Origin of the sequence: Accumulibacter sp. (assembly GCF_029255285.1) — a bacterium.
Taxonomy (GTDB): domain Bacteria; phylum Pseudomonadota; class Gammaproteobacteria; order Burkholderiales; family Rhodocyclaceae; genus Accumulibacter.
This window is the reverse complement of sequence record NZ_JAPUVI010000030.1, coordinates 68,608-87,757: the sequence shown is the minus strand read 5'-3', so window position 1 is coordinate 87,757 and position 19,150 is coordinate 68,608. Positions and strand designations below refer to the sequence as shown.

General features: G+C 66.4%; 15 protein-coding genes. 7 read left to right on the top strand and 8 right to left on the bottom strand.

What is annotated here, in order from left to right; all coding sequences use genetic code 11:
- The 3 genes from Q1M07_RS05245 to Q1M07_RS05235 form a co-directional block, all read right to left on the bottom strand.
- Positions 1-879, bottom strand: an 879-nt coding sequence (locus tag Q1M07_RS05245) for a proton-conducting transporter membrane subunit (RefSeq protein WP_300451683.1), incomplete at its 3' end; no start/stop codon positions are given.
- Positions 872-2,371, bottom strand: a complete 1,500-nt coding sequence (locus Q1M07_RS05240; RefSeq protein ID WP_300451680.1) for an NADH-quinone oxidoreductase subunit M — start codon at positions 2,369-2,371, stop codon at positions 872-874. The genes Q1M07_RS05240 and Q1M07_RS05245, both read right to left, overlap by 8 nt.
- A complete protein-coding gene (locus tag Q1M07_RS05235; protein WP_300451676.1) occupies positions 2,368-3,954 on the bottom strand; it encodes a proton-conducting transporter membrane subunit in 1,587 nt (528 codons plus the stop codon). The genes Q1M07_RS05240 and Q1M07_RS05235 overlap by 4 nt, the downstream gene beginning before the upstream one ends.
- A gap of 245 nt (positions 3,955-4,199) precedes the next feature.
- On the opposite strand from Q1M07_RS05235, the gene Q1M07_RS05230 reads away from it, so the two are divergent.
- On the top strand, positions 4,200-4,652 hold the full coding sequence (locus tag Q1M07_RS05230) for a hypothetical protein (protein WP_300451673.1): 453 nt from the start codon (positions 4,200-4,202) through the stop codon (positions 4,650-4,652).
- A gap of 77 nt (positions 4,653-4,729) precedes the next feature.
- Here the strand turns inward: Q1M07_RS05230 and Q1M07_RS05225 are convergent, their stop codons facing one another.
- Both Q1M07_RS05225 and Q1M07_RS05220 read right to left on the bottom strand, forming a co-directional pair.
- Positions 4,730-7,945 (bottom strand): DUF2309 domain-containing protein, encoded by a 3,216-nt coding sequence (locus tag Q1M07_RS05225; RefSeq protein ID WP_300451670.1) that lies wholly within the window; start codon positions 7,943-7,945, stop codon positions 4,730-4,732.
- Between the two features lie 15 nt (positions 7,946-7,960).
- On the bottom strand, positions 7,961-9,433 hold the full coding sequence (locus Q1M07_RS05220; RefSeq protein ID WP_300451692.1) for an NADH-quinone oxidoreductase subunit M: 1,473 nt from the start codon (positions 9,431-9,433) through the stop codon (positions 7,961-7,963).
- 130 nt (positions 9,434-9,563) lie between these two features.
- Between Q1M07_RS05220 and Q1M07_RS05215 the strand changes: the two genes are divergently transcribed.
- Entirely contained in the window at positions 9,564-9,857 is a 294-nt protein-coding gene (locus Q1M07_RS05215; RefSeq protein ID WP_300451667.1) for an acylphosphatase, read from the top strand.
- A gap of 38 nt (positions 9,858-9,895) precedes the next feature.
- On the opposite strand, the gene Q1M07_RS05210 is transcribed toward Q1M07_RS05215, so the two are convergent.
- The 3 genes from Q1M07_RS05210 to Q1M07_RS05200 form a co-directional block, all read right to left on the bottom strand.
- A complete protein-coding gene (locus Q1M07_RS05210) occupies positions 9,896-10,297 on the bottom strand; it encodes a carboxypeptidase regulatory-like domain-containing protein (protein ID WP_300451665.1) in 402 nt (133 codons plus the stop codon).
- 86 nt (positions 10,298-10,383) lie between these two features.
- Positions 10,384-12,756 carry an endopeptidase La gene (lon, locus tag Q1M07_RS05205; RefSeq protein WP_300451662.1) on the bottom strand — a complete coding sequence of 791 codons (2,373 nt, stop codon included), beginning with the start codon at positions 12,754-12,756 and terminating at the stop codon, positions 10,384-10,386.
- A 20-nt stretch (positions 12,757-12,776) separates the two neighbouring features.
- Positions 12,777-13,178: an Hsp20/alpha crystallin family protein gene (locus tag Q1M07_RS05200; RefSeq protein WP_300451659.1), complete on the bottom strand. Its 402-nt coding sequence runs from the start codon at positions 13,176-13,178 to the stop codon at positions 12,777-12,779.
- 319 nt (positions 13,179-13,497) lie between these two features.
- Between Q1M07_RS05200 and Q1M07_RS05195 the strand changes: the two genes are divergently transcribed.
- The 5 genes from Q1M07_RS05195 to Q1M07_RS05175 all read left to right on the top strand — a co-directional run bounded on the left by Q1M07_RS05195 (position 13,498) and on the right by Q1M07_RS05175 (position 18,941).
- Positions 13,498-14,070, top strand: a complete 573-nt coding sequence (locus tag Q1M07_RS05195; protein WP_300451656.1) for an aminodeoxychorismate/anthranilate synthase component II — start codon at positions 13,498-13,500, stop codon at positions 14,068-14,070.
- A complete protein-coding gene (trpD, locus tag Q1M07_RS05190; RefSeq protein WP_300451654.1) occupies positions 14,067-15,092 on the top strand; it encodes an anthranilate phosphoribosyltransferase in 1,026 nt (341 codons plus the stop codon). Before Q1M07_RS05195 ends, trpD begins: the two co-directional genes overlap by 4 nt.
- A gap of 166 nt (positions 15,093-15,258) precedes the next feature.
- A complete protein-coding gene (trpC, locus tag Q1M07_RS05185) occupies positions 15,259-16,047 on the top strand; it encodes an indole-3-glycerol phosphate synthase TrpC (protein WP_300451651.1) in 789 nt (262 codons plus the stop codon).
- Positions 16,048-16,342: 295 nt separating this feature from the next.
- Positions 16,343-17,440, top strand: coding sequence for a porin (locus tag Q1M07_RS05180; RefSeq protein WP_300451648.1), 1,098 nt, complete (start codon positions 16,343-16,345; stop codon positions 17,438-17,440).
- Positions 17,441-17,786: 346 nt separating this feature from the next.
- Positions 17,787-18,941, top strand: a complete 1,155-nt coding sequence (locus tag Q1M07_RS05175; protein WP_300451645.1) for a porin — start codon at positions 17,787-17,789, stop codon at positions 18,939-18,941.
- Positions 18,942-19,150: the final 209 nt, after the last annotated feature.

Here is a 19,150-nt window from a genome sequence, read left to right as displayed (position 1 = left end):
CGCCACGGTGCCACAACCGGCAAGCAGCCAGTGCAGGTCGCGCGCGGCCAGGGGGGCGAGCGGAATGGCCAGGCGGATCAGTCCGTAGGCACCCAGTTTGAGGCCAACGATGAGCGCCGTGACTGCTGCCGGCGCCGCGATGGCGATCGGCGGCAACCAGGTATGCACCGGCACGAGCGGCACCTTGACGGCGAAACCGACGAACAGCAGCAGGAAAACCAGGGTCTGCGCGCCCTCGGGCAGCGGCGTCGCGAGCAGCGTCGGCAAGTCGAACACCGGCCCGCCACCCCCCGCCTGCCCGAAGGCTGCCGCCAGCAGGCCGAAGAGAAGCGGTACGCCGCCGGCCAGCATGACCAGGAAATAGCGCACCGCCGCCGCCTGCCGGCCGACGCCGACGCCCCACAGACTGACCAGAAAGTAGAGCGGCGGCAGCGTAAACTCCCAGCAGAAAAAGAACAGGACGGTATCCAGCGCGCAGAAGACGCCGAGCGTCGCCGCTTCGAGCAGCAGCAGCAGGGAAAAGTACAGTCCGGGAGCCAGCGTCGACGCGTTGGCGCCGACACGCCAACTGGCGACGACGGCGCCACAGAAGAGGAGCGCCGTGGCTGGCAGAAAGAGCAGCGAAATGCCATCGACGCCGACGAGATAGCGAACGTTGAGCCCGGCGATCCAGTCCGCCGAGTCGAGCAATTGAAAATCGGCCACTGTCCTGTCGAAGGCGGCGACCACCAGCAGTGCCACGAGCAGCGTCAATAGGCTGGCGCCGAACGCCAGCCAGGTCGCCCAGGGGGCACGCCGCAGGAGCGCGGTGACCAGCGCACCGAGCACCGGTAGCGCCAGCAGAAAGCTCAGCAAGGGCCAGGCGCTCAGTTCAGTCATGCTGAAAATACGCCGCCAGCGCCTGCGTCGCGGTATCGGTAAGCTGCAGCCAGGGTTCGGGCCAGAAGCCGGCGGCCAGCAGGACGAGCAAGGTCGTGCCGCCGACGAAATATTCCATCGGACGGGTGCGCGCGATGCGGGCTACCGGCACGTCTCGCGGTCGCGGCGCCAGGAAGGCGCGCTGGAAAGCCCAGAGCAGAAAACCGGCGGCGGCAACGTTACCCAACGCGGTAGCGATCGTCGGCAGCGCGCCAAACGTCTCGATCGACGCTTCGAGGACCAGGTGCGCGGCATCGAAACCCGGCGTACCGGGCATGCCGAGGATGGCCAGGCCGCCGATCAGGAAAGCGACGGCAATGAAGGGGACACGATCGAACAGCCCGCCGAGCCGGCCGAGAGCGGTCGTCCCGGTGCGGCGGTAGACGTAGCCCACCATGAGCAGCATGACGGTGATCGCCAGACCGAAATTGATCGCCAGCAGCAAAGCACCTTGCAAACCGGCGGGATGCAGCGTGAACAGGCCGATGACGATCAGGCTGGTATGGCTGACGACGGCGAAGGCCATCAGACGCCGCAGGTTCACCTGCCGGAAGGCCATCACCGCGGCGAAGAAGACGCCGACCATGGCGAAGGCGACGACGTAGGGCTGCCAGATCATCACCGCCTCGGCGGTCAGCGGCAACAGGAAGCGCGCCATGCCGTAAATCCCCACCTTGACACCGAGCAACAATACCGGCCCGACGGCGATCAGCCCGTAGCCGGCCGAGTTGGGCAGCCAGCCGTGCAGCGGAAACAGCGGCGTGCGCACCGCCAGGCCATAGAACAGGAGGTAAAAGGCCGCCGACTGGTACTTGCCGATTTGTGGCGTGCGCAGCAGGTCAAAAAGATCGAAGCTCCAGCGCCCGCCGCTGGCGTCGGCATGGCTCCAGACGAGGACGACGGCGCCGGCGACGAACAGGCACCAGCCGAACAACTGGTACTGCAGGAAGCGCGACAGGGCGAGGCTTTCTTCCGGCGACGACGCCCAGCGCCACAACAGGTAGCCGACAAGCGCCAACTGCCCGGCCGAGGCGGCGGCGAACCACAAGAGGTTCATCGTCGTCAGCAAGGTCATCAGCGAGGCCTCGGTCAACAACAGGACGCTCAGCAACTGGACCGGCGAGATCTGTTGCCGCGCCATGCCATAGAAGGACAACAGGGCGCCGAGCAGGGCGGTGAGCAGGACGAACAGCACGCTGACGCCGTCGGCGGCCGCATGGTAGGCGAACAGGTCGAGGTGCTCGGCGAACTGCAGGGCGCTGGTCGAGACGTCGATGCGCGCGTACAGGTCGATCGCCACGACGAGTTCGCCGACCGCGAAAACGCGGCCGAGGATCAGCGCGAGATCCTGCTCGCGCATGATCAGCAGGAGCAGCGCTCCGCCCAGCGGCAAGCACTGCAGGGTGGCCAGTGGCGGGTAGCCGGCCTGCGCCGCCCACAGCACTTCGTTCACAGGATCACCACGAAAGTGGCCATCACCATCAGCATCAGATAGCGCGGCTGTTCGAGCAGCGACTCGACGGCGTCCGCGTGTCGTCCCGCGCGCTGCAGGAGGGCGGCCAACGCCCCGTCGCCGCTCAGCAACAGGTGGTTCTCGACGTTCTGCAGCCATCCGGCGAAACCGAGAAGCGCGCGCCCGGCCAGGCCGTGGCCGCGAATCAGAGCGTCGCCCGGGTCGCCGATCGGACTCGGCGGCCGGCCGTCGGGCGCCGAGCGGAGCTCGCGCTGCGTCTCGTCGCGCGGCGCCCCGATGAGCGGGTCGATAAAGTGTTCGTCGAGCGCCCGCACGTCGCGCCCCAGGGCCAGCGTCGGCCGCGTGAGCAGGCTGTTGGCCAGCGCTTCGATCCAGAAACGCTGCAACGCCGCGGTGTAGAGCCAGGTCCAGCCGGCCAGCCAGCGCCCCACCGGTCGTGCCGGGCGGCCCACCAGATGCATGTAGGCCGGTGCCAGCAGAAACTGATAGGCACGCCAGGCGGCGTGCAGGCCGGAGTAGACGGCCGCCAGCCAGAACAGACCGAGGCCGCAGAGCAGGAACATCAACCCGACCTGCGTCACGGTCGAAAAAATCAGCGCCGACTTGACGTCGCTTTGCACCAACGCGCACAGGCCGCCATAGAGAGCGGTCGACAGGCCGACGACGAGGAGCAGCGCCAGCACGTCGGGCACCTGGACGAGCAGGCCCTGCAAGCGGCACAGCAGGTAGACGCCGGCGTGCACCATCAGCGATCCGTAAAAGACCGCCGACGACGGCGTCGGCCCCTCGAGGGCCCGGGCAATCCACGGGGTAAACGGCAACTGCGCCGACTTGACCAGCGCGGCCAGGACGAAACCCAGTGCCAGCAAGCGTGCGCTAACCGTCCCCAGCGTCCCGTCGCCGGCCAGCGAGCCCCATTCGACGGATCCCACCGACCACACGGCGAGGCCAATGCCGAGCAGGAAGCCGGCATCGCCGACCCGGTTGGTAAGGAAGACAAGCTGCGCGTTGCCGGTCGCCACCGGTCGCTCCCAGGCGTAGGCGATCAACAGCCAGGAGCTGAAGCCGGCCAGTTCCCAGCCGACGAAGGCGAGCAGCGCATTGCCGGCCAGGACGACCAGTAACAGGCCGCCGAGGAAGAGGCTCATGCCAAGGAAGAAGCGCGCGAAACCGCTCTCGCGGTGCAGGTAGGTCGCCGAGAAGCGGAGCGCGATCCAGGCAATCAGCGCGACCAGCGTCGCCGCCGGCAAACTCCAGACGTCGAGGCTGAACGACAGGCGAACCGGTAGCTCGCCGATGCGCAACCACGCGCCGAACGCCAAACCGGGCGGCGACAGTCCGGCCAGCGCGGCCATGTCGATGAGCAGCAGCAAGAGCAGCGCCGCGAGCGCCGCGCCGCTCGCCAGCCCGGCGGTCAGCGACTCGTGCTGTTCGCCAGCCTCTCGCCCCAGCAGCAGGCGCAGTCCGATCGCCAGCGCGGCGAGCAGAGGCAAGAGCGGTACCAGCCAGATACCGCGCACCGACGCGGCGAGCGCGACGGCGAGTGCGTCGATGACATTCATCGCAGAAAGTTCCTGGCCTTGGCGGCTTCGCTCGTCGGCATGGTGAGGGTTGGCCGCCGTTGTGCTCTGCCGCGGGGTGGGCGGCGCGATGCTAGCACACCTGCCGCCGCCATCCCCAGGCACGCGTCGGCTCGAAGGAACGCCAGGTGCGAACGGCCAGTGCCTGACACTCGTTGGCTGGCGAAGCGTACAATCCGATCGCTCGGCGGAACGCGCCGGCGGCCATCACCATGGGAGGAAGACGAGTGATTCGATTGCTTGCCAGTGTACTTTCCGGACTGCTGCTGGCCGGCAGCGCCGCCTCGGCCATGCCGGCCAACCGTCAGGAACAAGTGCAGTTCAGGAAGGGCGAAACCGGTACGACGCTCAAGGGGAGGATCAAGGGCGACCAGATCGTCGATTACCGGCTGCGCGCCGCCGCCGGACAGTCGATCGTGGTCGCCTTCCGGCCGAGCAACCCGTCCGCCTATTTCAACGTGATCGCGCCCGGTGCCGACTCGGCGCTGTTCGTCGGTTCCACCTCGGGCAACGAGTTTTCCGCCGAATTGCCCACCGACGGCGTCTACACTCTGCGCGTATACCTCATGCGCCATGCCGCGCGGCGCAACGAGACGGCCGACTACGCGCTGCAGGTGCGCGTCGTCGGCCAGGCGGACAAGACCGTCGGCCCTCACCGGAGCCGTGAAGCGGCGCAGTGAGGTGCCTGCCGTCCGCCGATCGGCCAGCCGCAGGCAGCGCTCGCGCGCCGCGCGCCAGATCAGCCGCTGGACGCCGCTCATCGCTGGACCACCGGACGGCGCAACAAGGCCGGAGGCAGCGCTTCGTGTCGGCCGGCAAACCAGTCGATCGAACGTTCGACCTCGACCGGGGCGGGCGGCTCGGCCTGCCCGGCCTTCCAGTCCTGCCAGCCGGCGGTCGGATCGAAGAGATGGATCGCAGGCGTCTCGGGATCCTTGGCAGCCAGAACGATCCAGCCGTTGCCGATCAGCTTGCGCAACGGCGCTTGGCGCTGGTAGAGCGCGCTGACGATTTCGAGCCGCTGCTCGACGACCACCAGCAGGCGCATCGGCTCATGAACTTCGACCATCTGCCGCGGCAAGCCGGTGCGCAGGTCCGAACTGGCTCCCTGCATCACGCCGAACAGTCCGGCGAGGTTGTGCATGATCTTCGACCCGCAGCCGAAGCGCTCGTTGTCGACCGTCGAGAAGTAGTACTCGAGGTTGATTCCGGCACCCACCGGTGCCGCGGCGAGCAGCGTCGCTTCGAGCACACGTCCGTCGGCATCGGCCAGCGGATCATAGGAGATCAGAAAGACGCGCCGGTCGAAGAAGGCTCCCCGACTCAGCGAACGGCGGCCGACGAACGCCGCCGCGACGGTCGCATGGCCCAGTTCGGGGCGTGCCTGCGCGATGTCGTGGCGGCGTGCGGCGAGATGACGGTGCGCCTGCTCCGGCGACGGCGCGCGTGGCGCCGAAGCGAAGCGCCGGCAGCGTTCGACGGCATGCCGCCGCGCCGCCTGCTCGACGTCACGGCGCAGCGCGGTGAATGCCGTGTGATGACTGGCCGGGATCTGACCGAGGTCGTACCAGACGAAAGTCTCGTCGCAGGTGTTGTGCTCAGCGCCGACGAAGTGGGTCGCGTCGGAAACGACGATTCCCTGCCCCACCAACGCGGCACGCACCGCCGGACGGTTGGCCAGCGCCGCAAACACCCTGGCATTCGGCCCGCCATGCCTTCCGGAACAGGCGCCGCAGTCGTAGGCCGCGAGATGCGGGTTGTTGCGACTGTCGGAACCGTGGCCGACGATGACCACCAGTGGTGCGAAATTGCGCGTCAAACCGATGCTGCGCAGGAAGCCGGCGACCCGCGCCACCTGTTCCTCTTCGCTGAAACCCAGGCGGGGTAGCGCCGCACTGGCGACACGGCTCGCCTCGGCAGGCTCGGCGGTCAGTTGCAGGACGCCTGGCAACGGCTTCTCGAAGGCCTTGCGCCAGCCCTCCAGCAGTCCGCCGCAGCGCCCCGGCGCCAGCGTCCGCGCCAGCAAGCCGAGCAAGGCCGGCAGGCCGGCGGCGACGATCAGCAGCGAGGCCGGCAGCCAGCCGCGTCGGCTGCCCTGGTGCAGGCGTTCGCGCCAGGCGAAAAGCATTCGCCGCCGACGCCTATGCTGCCGCAGGGCCGCGTCGACGCCCGCTGGCGGCGCCTCGCGCAGCGCGTTTTCGGGCCGCACGACGATCGGGCACAAGGCTGTCGGCGTCTCGTCGTCGAGACCCTGCCAGAGCATCGGCACGCCGAAGAAACCGGCGGCGCCGAAGGTTTCGAAAGCCGGATTGACCTCCTCCAGGTGTCGCCGCGTACCCTCCTCGCGGTCGTCCATGCAGAGGACGAACTGCGCCTGCGGCGTACTAGCGAACGGCGACGCGCGGCCGTGATTGGCCACCAGGGCGGCCAGGATCTGTTGTCGATAATGCCCTTCGTAGGCCAGCAGCCAGACCCGGCCACGCTGGTCGGCATCGAGCGAGGCGGCGCAGTCGAACAGCGCCGTCGCCCCCGCCGTGCCAATGGACCGCAACTCCCGGCCACAGAGTCCCAGCCGTCGCGCCAGGTCGAACAATGGCCAGGCGTCCGGCGCGACCGCGCCAGCTTCGTGGCGCTCTTCGACAAGCCGGGCAGCCAGCGCCCGCCAGTCCGCTTCCTCGCCGCCCGGCGAGGCCAGACGCGGCGCCACCCGATGGCGCATCTCTTCCGACAACTGCCCGCTCCCGCAGGCGTGTCGTACCCAGAGCTCGGCCGGCCGGTCGACGAAGTACTCGCCGAGCCCCGGCAGGTGCAGCGGCAAGCCCCAGACACGGCGGACGAGTTGTTCGGCATAGAGGCGTTCGAGAACGACGCGCACGGCAAGGAAGTCGGCCAGGCTGACCGGCACTTCCGCCGCGCCGGTCTGCGACTCGCGCCGACGGACCATCCCGGCCCAGCCCGGCAACTCGAGCGCCAGCCGTTGCAGGTAGGCGCCGTAGCGCGACGGGTCGAGGCCGAGGCGCAGAAACTCGCCCGCCATGGCCTCCCACGGGTCTGCCGGCAGGCGCTCGATGTCGTGCCGAGCCCAGGCGAACTCGTCGAGTTCCCACGTCAGGTCGCGGCCGGCGCTGTGCCGCCACGCGGCGTAGAAGCCCTGCCCGCGGGCCGGATTCCGCCACGCGGCCAGCCCCTGGTCGAGATGTGCCGAAAGCTGGCGTATCAGTGCCGGATGCAGCAGTTCGCGGCGATCGTCGCCGACCAGGTGCGCGAGCAGATCGCACAGCGTCCACTCCTCGCCGAGCCGCGCGAGCAAGTCCTGCCACAGCGCGGCAGCCTGCTCCGTCGACGGTTCGCGCGCTTCAGTAGCGGCCTGCGGCCCGAGCGGCCGCGCCGCGCGCAGTTCCTGCGCGGCTGCCCAGAGGTCGGCCACGGCGGATTTTTCGCCGTGACCGTCGAGTGCGGCGGCGGTCAGCAGACGCCGCCGCGTCGCCGCATCGAGATCGGCCGGCAAGCGCTCGAAGACGGCGCTCTCCTCGGCCAGCCAGCGCAAGTGGACTGGCGAAGGCTGCTCGAGCGTGCCCAGCAATGCTGCCTGCAACACCTGGCCACGGCTCAGTTGCCAAGTTTCACCGGCGAACAGCAGGTCGTCGACGGCGGCGCCGGGGACTTGCCGTAGCGCCGCCGCGAGGTCTGCCGCGCTGACCCGCCCCTGGCGGTAGAGCTCGCGGCAACGGTCTTCGGCCAGCCACGGGCGGGCGCCGGTCAGCCGTCGAACCGCCGCCAGCGCCTCGGCAAACGGCAGATGCTCGAATGCGTGCAAGGTGTTGTGATGGACGAAATCACGCAACGGCGCCTGCGCCGGCAGGATCTGCGCGAGCCGCGCCAGACAGTCCCGAAAGTCCGCCGATCGGTCGAGCGCGGCGGCGCCCGGCGCGTCGAACGAAGCGTTGGTCGTGGGCGACACGGTTTCGGTCACGGCGCCGGCACCGACTCAGACGCCAAGCTGTTGCGCCAGCCGGGCCATCGACGCCGCCATCAGGGCGAGCAGCGGTGCCGGATAGACGCCGATGGCGACGATTCCCAGGCTCAGCAGGCCGGCCGTCACAGCCTCGCCTCGGCTGAGGTCGGGGAAGCCGCCGACAGCCGCCGGCGCGCTGGCGGCCGGCCGTTCGCGGTCGCTCGTCAGGCAGCGGATCGCGCGCAGGGCGTAGGCCGCCGAGATGAGGACGGCGAGCGACACGATCGCCAGCCAGCCACCCCAGCGGCGATAAGCGCCGACCAGTACCTGCAGTTCGGCGACGAAACCCGCACTGCCCGGCAGGCCGACCGAGGCGAGCAACGTAAAGGCGATGCAAACGGCGAAACGCGGCGCGCTGCGATTCAGCGAACCGTAGTCCCCGAGCTCACGCGTGTGCGTGCGCTCGTAGAGCAAGCCGACGAGCAGGAACAACAGCCCCGCCGCCAGCCCGTGCGCGACCATCTGCGTCACGGCGCCGCTCAGGCCGGCCGGGTTGAGTGACGCGACGCCGAGCAGCACGATGCCCATGTGCGAGATCGACGAGTAGGCGATCATCGCTTTGAGATCGGTCTGCCGCCAGGCGAGTACGGCACCGTAGAGCAGGCTGATCAGCGCCAGCACCGCCAGCCCGTCCTGCAGCGCGCGCACCGCCGCCGGCAGTGTGGCGGCGGCGCGAAGCAGCCCGTAGGCGCCCATCTTGAGGAGAATCCCCGACAGCAGGATCGAGATCGGGCTCGGCGCTTCGACGTGCGCCAGCGGCAGCCAGCCGTGCAAGGGGACGATCGGCATCTTGACGCCGAAACCGAGCAGCAAGCCAAGAAAAATGAGCACTTGCGTTGGCGCCGGCAACTGCGCGCCACCGGCCGCCATGTCGGCCATGGCAAAACTGTGTCCGGGAGCCACGTCGTACAGCAACAGCAAGGCAATCAGCATGAACACCGAGCCGCCGAGCGTGTACAGCACGAAGTTGAGCGCGGCCCGATGCCGGTTGGGTCCGCCGAGGCGGTCGATCAGGAAGAACAGCGGAATCAGCGTCAACTCCCAGCAGACATAGAACAACGACCAGTCACGCGCGGTGAACACGATCAGGAGCGAGCTTTCCAGCGCCAGCAAGAGTGAGAAATAGAGCCGCGCGCCGCTGCGGATACCGGTCGACGAGAAAATGGCGACGAAACTCAGAACGGTCGCCAGAACGATCATCGGCAAGGAAATGCCATCCACGCCGAGCGCCAGACTGGAGCCGACACGCGGATTCCATGGCCGCGTTTCGAAGAACTGGAACTCGGCGCCGGAGGGGTCGAAACTGGCCACCAACAGGAAGGCGCAGCCCATGGTCGCCGCGGCGACCAGGCTGGCCGCGTAGCGCATCAGATCGACGCTGCGCGTCGGCAGCACGGACAGCAGCGCGGCGCCGAGCAGCGGCAGCAAGAGCAGCGTTTTCAGCATCGGCCGGCGATGGACGCACGCAGCGACGGGGTCTGGCGCGAGAATTCCCTTGAAATTCTTCTTCTCATGGACGACGATTATGCCAGTAACGGCCACCTGAGCGCCGTCGGATAGACCACCCGGGGGCAAATTGGAGCAAGAAATCTGCCGGAATCTGCGCATCAGCGGCCGGGTCCAGGGCGTCGGCTATCGCTGGTCGCTGTGTAGCGAAGCGCAAAGGCTCGGCCTCTCCGGTTGGGTACGCAATCGGCGCGACGGCACGGTCGAAGCGCTCGTCCGCGGGCCGGCCGAGGCGGTGGACGCGTTGCTCGTCTGGGCCCAGCGCGGACCGTCGATGGCGCGCGTCGATCGGGTCGTCTGCCAGGAAGGCAACGCCGGCGAACTCGGCACGCGCCCCGGCTTCGAGCAGATAGCCACCCGCTGATTCACCCGCCGACCGTCGTCGCCCGCCAGCCCGGCAGGCTAATCGCTCGGCCAGTAGAAATAGAGATCCCGCCGACCCACCGGCGCGATCCTGGTCGTCCGGCTGAGCCAGCGGCCCCGGAATTCGGCCTCGATCCGGTAACGCCCCGAGGGCAGCGTGGCGAAGAACAGCGGGCCCGGCGAGACTGCCGCCAACACCTTCCCTTCCGTGGCGTCGTAGATCGCGACCCGGACGTCGGCCAGATACGATCCGCTGCCTTGCGCGGCAAAGATCAGTTGCAGGTTGTGCAGGCGACGCATCATCTCGACCTCGATCGCGTCGTCGTCGCCAATCCCCGCACTGACGTGAATGACCTCGCCGGCGCGCACCGGCGACGGCAGGCCGACCACCGCGCCGAGCAGCGACAGACCGGCTGCCAAAAACAGATCCTTCGTTCTCATGTACGCCTCCTATCGCCTCGTGCAACGGGCAAGGTCGCTACCCGGCGGCCGGCTGGACGGCCCAGCCAGGCTCGCCGCCAAGGGCCTCATTGCGGCATCGCATGGCGCACCGCATCGTCGACATGGTCGACGAAAACGAAGTCGAGCCGTTCCTTCGCCTCCGCCGGCACTTCATCGAGATCCCGCCGGTTCCTGGCCGGCAGCATGACGCGCGCGATTCCGGCCCGCAAGGCGGCGAGCACCTTGTCCTTGATCCCGCCAACCGGCAAGACCAGGCCACGCAGGCTGATCTCGCCGGTCATCGCGATATCGTTGCACACGGGGCGCTCGACGAAGAGCGAGGCCAGCGCGATGAAGATCGCCAGCCCCGCGCTCGGACCGTCTTTCGGAATCGCTCCCGCCGGAACGTGAACATGGACGTCGATCTTGTCGAAACTGCCGGCGCCCAGGCCGAGGCTCGCCGCACGCGTCTTGACCAGCGTCAGCGCCGCCTGCGCCGATTCTTTCATCACCTCGCCGAGTTGCCCGGTGAGGATCAGCTTGCCATCACCGCTGGTGCGGCTGGCTTCGATGAACAGGATGTCGCCACCCACCGGCGTCCACGCCAGTCCGGTCGCCACGCCGGCCTCGCCGGTACGCAGCGCGACCTCGTTGTCGTACTTGCTGGGTCCGAGGATCGCCGCCAAATCGCTCTCCTCGACCCGCATCGCGTTCGCCACCCCCTCGGCGATGTTCACCGCGGCGCGCCGGCAAAGCGCGCCGATCTGTCGTTCGAGCGAGCGCACGCCGGCTTCGCGCGTGTAGTCGCGGATGATCGCCGTCAGCGCGGCGTCAGAGAATTCGATCTGTCCAGGGCGCAGGCCATTCTGGGCAATCTGGCGGCCGAGCAGGTAGCGTCGCGCAATCTCGCGCTTCTCTTCCTGCGTATAGCCGGGCAAGTGGATGATCTCCATCCGGTCACGCAGCGGTCCGGGAATATTGTCGAGCACGTTCGCGGTGGTGATGAAGAGCATGCGCGAGAGATCGTAGGGCAAGGCCAGATAGTTGTCGCGAAAACTGTTGTTCTGTTCCGGATCGAGCACCTCGAGCAAGGCCGCCGAGGGATCGCCCTGGATCCCGCTGCCCAGCTTGTCGATCTCGTCGAGCATCATCACACAGCCGCGCGAGCCCGCCTTGCGGATCGACTGGATGATGGTGCCGGGCAAGGCGCCGATGTAGGTACGGCGATGGCCGCGAATTTCGGCTTCATCGTGACAGCCACCCAACGAGGCGCGCACGAACTTCCGCCCGAGCGCCCTGGCGATCGACTGGCCGAGCGAGGTCTTGCCGACGCCGGGCGGTCCGACAAAACAAAGGATCGGGCCGTGGCCGCCCGGATTGAGCTTGCGCACGGCGAGAAACTCGATGATCCGTTTTTTGACCTGGTCGAGTCCGAAGTGGTCGGCCTCGAGGATGCGCCGTGCTTCGGCGATCTCGATGCGGTCAGGCTCGGGTTCCCGCCACGGCAACTCGATCAGCCAGTCGAGGTAGGCGCGGATCATCGAATATTCGGCCGAACCGTCGGCCATCCGCTCGAGGCGCTTGACCTCCTTGTTCGCCTGAGTCGCCACCTCGTCGGGCATCTGCGCCTCGCCTATCGCCTTGCGCAGCGACGCGATCTCGCTGCTGTTGCCAGCGTCGCCTTCGCCGAGTTCCTTCTGGATCGATTTCAACTGCTCGCGCAGCAGGTATTCGCGCTGATGCTGGTCGATGCTGGCCTTGGTGCGTTCGTCGATCTCGCGCGACAGACGCAGCACCTCGAGGCGCCGGCGCAGGCAATCGAGCACCAGATCGAGCCGCCGCTTGAGGTCCAGGGTCTCGAGTACCTGCTGCCGCTCGGCGATCTTGATTTCGGCAACACTCGCCACGAGATCGGCCAGCGCCCCGGCCTGAGCGATGTTGCTGACCGCACTGACCAGTTCCTGAGAAACCTGCGGCAGGAAGCGCAGGACTTCGAGCGCCCGCTCCCGAAGCTGGATGGAGCGCGCCTCGATCTCACTGTCAGTCGCCTCGGATTCATCGACGCGACCGATGCGCGCTACCAGGAAAGGATAGCCCGGCAAGTACTCGGCGACGCGAAAGCGTTGCAAACCCTGGCAGACGATGACGTGCGTGTTGTCGGGCAAGGTCACGTAGCGCAGGATGTTGGCCACCGTACCGACCAGACAGAGATCGTCGGAACCCGGCTCCTCGACCTCGGCATCACGCTGCAGAAGAATGCCCACCGGCCGGTCCGTCTTCGCCGCCTGCTGCGCGGCCAGGATCGGCTGTTCGCGACCGATCGTCAGCGGCAGGATCATGCCAGGAAACAGCACGACGTTGCGTACCGGAACGATGGCCAGCGCCTCTTCCGGCACGATCAAGCTGCCAGTCCCCCGCGCGCCCCGCTCGCGGTTCCGTTCGGCGCCGTCGTTTGCCATGCTCGCATCACTCCTTGGCTTCAAAGCAGGCGCAGGACGAGGGCCAGACAGCCGTCCTCGAAGAATTGCCGGTGCACCCGGTAGCTTCCGGGCGGCAGCGCGATCCGGCGCTCGAACCTGCCGTAGGGAATCTCGAGGCGATGGATGGTGACGTGCGGAGAGGTCGAGGGCATTGGTCGCTCGCCGCGCACCGTCAGTCCGGTTTCGTCGAGCACGACCTCGATCTGCCGCGCACTGACGCCCGGCAAAGCGATCAGCACCCTGAGTTCGTCGCCGTCTTCGTACAGGTCCACCGCTGGCGCCCAGCAGGGCACGGGCTGCAGGGTTTCGAGGCGAAAGCAACGGCGCGGCCATTGCTCGCCGCCCTGGAGCAGATCAAGCGCCTCCGCCCATACCCAGAAACTCCGGTCACGCGATCGCATCGGCCAATTCCCTCGTCCCACCCGCGCCAGTCGCGGCGCCACCTCGCGAGTATAGCGCCGACGTGCGCACTCCATGGAGCCCCGCCACCGGCAATCGTTATCGGCCTCGGACGCCAACGCCCATCGGGCGGGCGGCTGACCGTCCCGGCCGGCCGTCTCCTTGCCCGACAGCTTGTGCGGTGCGACAATGCCGGTCTTCGGGGGCCGGCATGTTTTTCTGCCCTGGCTGCGGCAGCGAATCAATAACCGGATAAGTTACCGGGCAAGAACTCCGGTTGATATCGGCGATGCACAGTACTTTCAAGTGGTTGGCCCATTTATGCTGCTCATGATCGATAACTACGATTCCTTCACCTATAACCTCGTTCAGTATTTCGGCGAATTGGGGCAGGAAGTCCAGGTATTCCGCAACGACGCCATCAGCCTCGGCCAGATCGCTCGCCTCGAACCAGCCGTACTGGTGATTTCCCCGGGCCCCTGTACGCCCGCTCAGGCTGGAATCTCGCTCGCCGCAATTCGCGAGTTTGCCGGCAAGATTCCGTTGCTCGGGGTTTGCCTCGGTCATCAGGCAATCGGCGAGGCCTTCGGCGGCCGCGTCGTGCACGCCCGCCAACTGATGCACGGCAAGGTTTCACCGGTGCATCACCGCGATCGGGGCGTTTTCCGCGGGCTACCCGATCCCTTGACCTGCACGCGTTATCATTCGCTGGCCGTCGAGCGCGAATCGCTGCCGGCCTGCCTGGAAGTGACCGCGTGGACCGACGACGGCGAGATCATGGCCTTGCGCCACCGCACCTTGGCCGTCGAGGGAGTACAGTTCCACCCGGAGTCGATTCTCACCGAGCATGGCCATGATCTGTTGCAGAACTTCCTCGAGGAGCATGCCCAATGAAAGCGCAGGAGGCCTTGACGCGGGTCATCGAACACCGCGAAATATTCCATGACGAGATGGTTTCGCTGATGCGCCAGATCATGAGCGGCGAAGTCTCGCCAGTCATGATCGCGGCGATCATCGTCGGCCTGCGTGTCAAGAAGGAAACGATCGGCGAGATCTCGGCCGCGGCGCAGGTGATGCGTGAGTTGTCGACCAAGGTGGTGGTCGGCGACCGCGCCCACCTGGTCGATACCTGCGGCACCGGTGGCGACGGTGCGCAGACTTTCAACATCTCGACCGCGGCGATGTTCGTCGCCGCCGCCGCCGGCGCCCGCGTCGCCAAGCATGGCGGCCGCTCGGTATCCTCTCAGTCGGGTAGCGCCGACGTTCTCGAAGCGCTCGGCGCCAACATCAACCTGGCGCCGGAGCAGGTCGGAAGCAGCATCGACGAAACCGGCATCGGCTTCATGTTTGCGCCCAACCACCACAGCGCCATGAAGCACGCCGCGCCGGTGCGTCGCGAACTGGGCGTGCGCACCCTCTTCAACATCCTCGGCCCGCTGACCAACCCGGCCAGCGCGGCCAATCAGGTGCTCGGCGTCTTCCATCCCGATCTGGTCGGCATCCAGGTGCGGGTCCTGCAGCGGCTTGGCAGCTCGCACGCGCTGACCGTTTTCGGCCGCGAGGGTCTCGACGAAATCTCGATTTCCGGTGAAACGCTGGTCGGCGAACTGAAGAACGGCCGGGTCGACGAGTACACGATTCACCCTGAACAGTTCAACCTGCCGGTGCACGACCCGCGCGTCCTTCGCGTCGCCAACGTCGAGGAATCGAAAGCCGTGCTGCTCGCCGCGTTGGAGAACCGAAGCGGCGCCGCGCGCGACATCGTCGCACTGAACGCCGGCGCCAGCATCTACGTCAGCGGGCTGGCCGCGACGCTGGCCGACGGTGTCGACCGGGCCTTCGAGGCCATCGCCTCGGGTGCCGCGCGCGCCAAGCTGGACGAGTTCGTGGCGTATACACGACGTTTTTCGGCCTGAACGACACCCAGCGAGCACCGGCATTGCGCATGGTCTTCCCGCTACTCGACGACCACAGTCCGCGCGCCAGTGCCGCTGCGGCTTCTCCGGCGCGGCGCGCAGTCGGCGCGGAAGCGCCGGCCGGCCGCCGTGAAGGCGGTCTGACGCCGCCGAAGGCCAGCTCGTCGTGAGCGACATCCTCGCGCGTATCCTCGCCGTCAAGCGTGACGAAATCGCGGCCGCACAGGCGACCCAGCCGCTGGCCGAAGTGCGCGCCGCGGCCGAGCGTCAGCCGGCGGCGCGCGATTTCGTCGGCGCGCTGCGTCAGCGTATCGCCGCCGGCCAGCCGGCGGTCATCGCCGAAATCAAGAAGGCCAGCCCATCGCGGGGAGTCCTGCGGACCGACTTTCGCCCGGCCGACATCGCCGCCAGCTATGAGCGGCATGGCGCTGCCTGCCTGTCGGTGCTGACCGACCGTGCTTTCTTCCAGGGCGCACCGGAGTATCTCGGCGCGGCCCGCGCCGCCTGCGGCTTGCCGGCCCTGCGCAAGGACTTTCTGGTCGACGCCTACCAGGTCCACGAAGCGCGCGCGATGGGGGCCGACGCCATCCTGCTGATCGCCGCCGCGCTCGACCTGCCGACCATGCGCGACTTCGAAGCCATCGCCCACAGCCTCGGCCTGGCCGTCCTCGTCGAAGTGCATGACCGCCAGGAACTCGACCTCGCCCTGCAACTCGCGACGCCCCTGATCGGCATCAACAACCGGAACCTGCGCACTTTCGAGGTCAGCTTGCGAACGACCCTCGAATTGCTGTCGGCCGTCCCCGCCGAGCGTATCGTCGTCACCGAAAGCGGCATCCTGGCCAGCACGGATGTGCGCTTGATGCGCGAGCACGGCGTCAACGCCTTTCTGGTCGGCGAAGCATTCATGCGCGCCGCCGAACCCGGCGCGGCGCTGGCCGAAGTGTTTTCTTGACCCCACAGCCTGGCGACGCGCGCCCGCGCTTGGACTTCGGCCGGCGGGCTGGGTGGTAGTTCAGGGACGCACGCCGGCTGAAGCGCCGTGGCTATGCGCTCGCGGGACAGAACGCCCAGGCCTGTAGCAAAAAACCAACAAACCCGTGGTCGCCAACAGCGAAAGCTCTCCCAGCACTTGCTCCGGCCAATGTCGTTTGCCAGAATCGCCCCAACTTCTCGTTTCTTTTTCGAGAGGTCCAGTTTGGTGGAGCGGCAGGTGGCTTCACCGATCTCAAACCTAGAGGAGATTCACCATGCAAAAGAAACTCATCGCACTGGCAGTTGCCGGTCTGGCCTCGGGCACGGCTCTTGCCCAGACCAACGTCACGATGTACGGCATTGCCGATGCCGGCTATGTCTATAGCTGGGGTGACGACTTCGTTCCCGGCACCAACAAGTTCAGCGGTATCGCTTCCGGCCTGCTGAGCGGTTCGCGTATCGGCTTCAAGGGCGAAGAAGCTCTGGGCAATGGCCTGAAGGCCATCTTCACCCTCGAATACGGGCTGACCATCGACAACAACACCGGCGTCGGCACCGGTGGCCTGAATGCTCGCCAGCAATTCGTCGGCCTGTCCGGCGGCTTCGGTACGGTCGCCCTCGGTCGTCAATATGCTCCGGGTTATGACGCCAGCGCCAGAAACGACGCCTTCGCCGGCGCCTTGTTTGCGCCGCAGTCCTTCCTGACCGCCCAGGCGGGCAACACCATCACCCCGAACTCCGGCGCCCGCTGGGACAACGCCGTCACCTACACCACCCCGAACTGGGGCGGCTTCACCGGTAAGGCGATCTACTCCTTCGGCGAAACCGGCGACGGCTTCGGCGGCTTCAACGACAAGCTGACGTCGACCACCGACAACGGCCGCTGGGGTCTGGGCGCCAACTTCTCCACCGGCGCCTTCAACGTCGACGCTCTCTACCAGGTCCGCCAGAATGTCGCAGGTCTGGACGACATCGAGGAATGGTTCATCGGCGGCAGCTTCGATCTCAAATTCCTCAAGCTGATGGCCAGCTATCAGGAACAGAACGACAAGAACGTCACCAACCTCGACAACCAGGTGTGGTCGGTTGGTGCCGTCATTCCGGTCGGCAACGGCAACATTCATCTGGGCTATGCCCAGAACCGTTGGGATGTCAACCGGTTCTTCGACGGCAACACAGACTCGGCCGCCATCGCTTACACCCACAGCCTGTCGAAGCGGACCACCCTCTACGCCGGCTATGTCTGGGTCGACAACGACGATCAAAGCTTCGCTCCTCTCAACACCAACGGCAGCTTCAGCCCGGTCAATGGCGTTGGCGCGGTTGGTCAGAGCAACCAGACTTTCCTGGCGGGCATTCGTCACGCTTTCTAATCCGACATCCGTCGCTTAGTCGTTACAACGGGCGCTTCGGCGCCCGTTTTTCGTTTACGTCTAGCCTCTTTCTCTGTTTGCGGCGCGGTGTGTTTCTTCTGGTGCAGCACATCCGCAGATCGCGCGACGACCCGGAAAGGCCGGCCAGCCGGCCCGCTCGTCGGCAGATGTCACATTCCCGCAACAATTCGCTGCCTCCTGCGCCGCTGACACCAATGAATGTTGCCTATCTGCGCTTGGCTTGCGAAAATTCGCCTCAGCGTTCGCCGATTCGTTCCGATACTTGGCAAGTTGAGGCGGCAAAGATTTCCAAAACCTTTTTTTAGCCTTTCAGGAGATGACGCACATGAACAAGAAACTCATCGCCCTAGCCGTCACCGGCATGGCCTCCAGCGCGGTGCTGGCACAGACGAACGTGACTGTCTACGGCGTCGCCGACCTCGGCTATGTTTACAGTGCCGGCAATGCCGGACGTGACGCTCTCGGCATCAAGATTCCCGGCAAGAACGTCTTCAGCGGCATCGCCAACGGTATCACCTCCGGCAACCGTCTCGGCTTCAAAGGCGAGGAGGCCCTGGGCAACGGCCTGAAGGCCGTGTTCACGCTCGAGTACGGACTCAGTATGGACGTCAACCAAGGCGTCGGAACGGGTGGCCTCAATGCTCGCCAGCAGTTCGTCGGCCTGGCCAGCAACTTCGGCACGGTTTCGCTTGGCCGTCAGTACGCACCCGGCTTCAACGCCACCGCCAACAACGACGCCCTCGAAGCGACCGACATGAGCATTCAGTCGAACCTCAGCGTTTATGCGGGCAACTCCATCACGCCCAACAGCCCGGCGCGCTACAACAACTCGATCGCCTACACCAGCAACAATCTTTCGGGCTTCACGATTAGCGCGATCTACGGTTTCGGCGAGACCGGCGACAGCTTTGGCGGCTTCAACGACAAGCTGGTTTCCACTTCGGACAACGGCAAGATCGGCCTCGGGCTCAATTATGCCAACGGCCCGATCAATCTCGACGCGGTTTACCAGAGCCGTCAGAACGTCACTCTTGGCCTCCCGCGCCCGATTCCCGGCTTGGTCGGTCTGGGCGACGACATCAACGAATGGTATGTCGGCGGCAGTTGGGATTTCAAGGTCGTCAAAGCCTACGCCAGCTACCAGGCGCTGGACGACAAAAACCGCGTGGGTTTTCTCGACGACAACAAGATCTGGACCCTGGGGCTCAGCGCGCCGATCGGCAACGGCGTTTTTGGCCTGAGCTACGGCAAGCTCTCTCTGGATAGAAAGGGTGCACCGGATGGCGACAGCTGGGGTTGGGGCGCCATGTACCAGTACAACTTGTCCAAGCGCACGGCCCTGTACGCCGCTTACACCTACTTCAACAACGACAAGTACTCCATTCCGGTGCAGACGCAGGTTGCTGGCGACGGTACGGGTATCGGCGCGGCCGGCGAGACCAACTACACCTTCGGAACGGGTATCCGCCACAGCTTCTGATCATTTTTTACCAGCCATCAGGTCAGCGGGCGCTTCGGCGCCCGTTTCGGTTAACACAATTTTCGTCGGCTGGACGACGCTACGAATCAGACACTTTGTCACCGCTTCGACGAAATCGGACACCGTTCCAGACTCGGCAAGGTATTGCGCCGGCGTGCGGCAGCCATTATAATCCGCGCCTTTCTACCTATTCATCCGCTTTTACAGGA

Excerpts from the sequence above, each read along its gene's own strand:
- Q1M07_RS05235 (WP_300451676.1), bottom strand. The coding sequence starts at position 3,954 with ATGAATGTCATCGACGCACTCGCCGTCGCGCTCGCCGCGTCGGTGCGC.
- Q1M07_RS05220 (WP_300451692.1), bottom strand. The coding sequence starts at position 9,433 with ATGCTGAAAACGCTGCTCTTGCTGCCGCTGCTCGGCGCCGCGCTGCTG.
- Q1M07_RS05210 (WP_300451665.1), bottom strand. The coding sequence starts at position 10,297 with ATGAGAACGAAGGATCTGTTTTTGGCAGCCGGTCTGTCGCTGCTCGGC.
- lon (WP_300451662.1), bottom strand. The coding sequence starts at position 12,756 with ATGGCAAACGACGGCGCCGAACGGAACCGCGAGCGGGGCGCGCGGGGG.
- Q1M07_RS05200 (WP_300451659.1), bottom strand. The coding sequence starts at position 13,178 with ATGCGATCGCGTGACCGGAGTTTCTGGGTATGGGCGGAGGCGCTTGAT.
- Q1M07_RS05195 (WP_300451656.1), top strand. The coding sequence starts at position 13,498 with ATGCTGCTCATGATCGATAACTACGATTCCTTCACCTATAACCTCGTT.
- trpD (WP_300451654.1), top strand. The coding sequence starts at position 14,067 with ATGAAAGCGCAGGAGGCCTTGACGCGGGTCATCGAACACCGCGAAATA.
- Q1M07_RS05180 (WP_300451648.1), top strand. The coding sequence starts at position 16,343 with ATGCAAAAGAAACTCATCGCACTGGCAGTTGCCGGTCTGGCCTCGGGC.
- Q1M07_RS05175 (WP_300451645.1), top strand. The coding sequence starts at position 17,787 with ATGAACAAGAAACTCATCGCCCTAGCCGTCACCGGCATGGCCTCCAGC.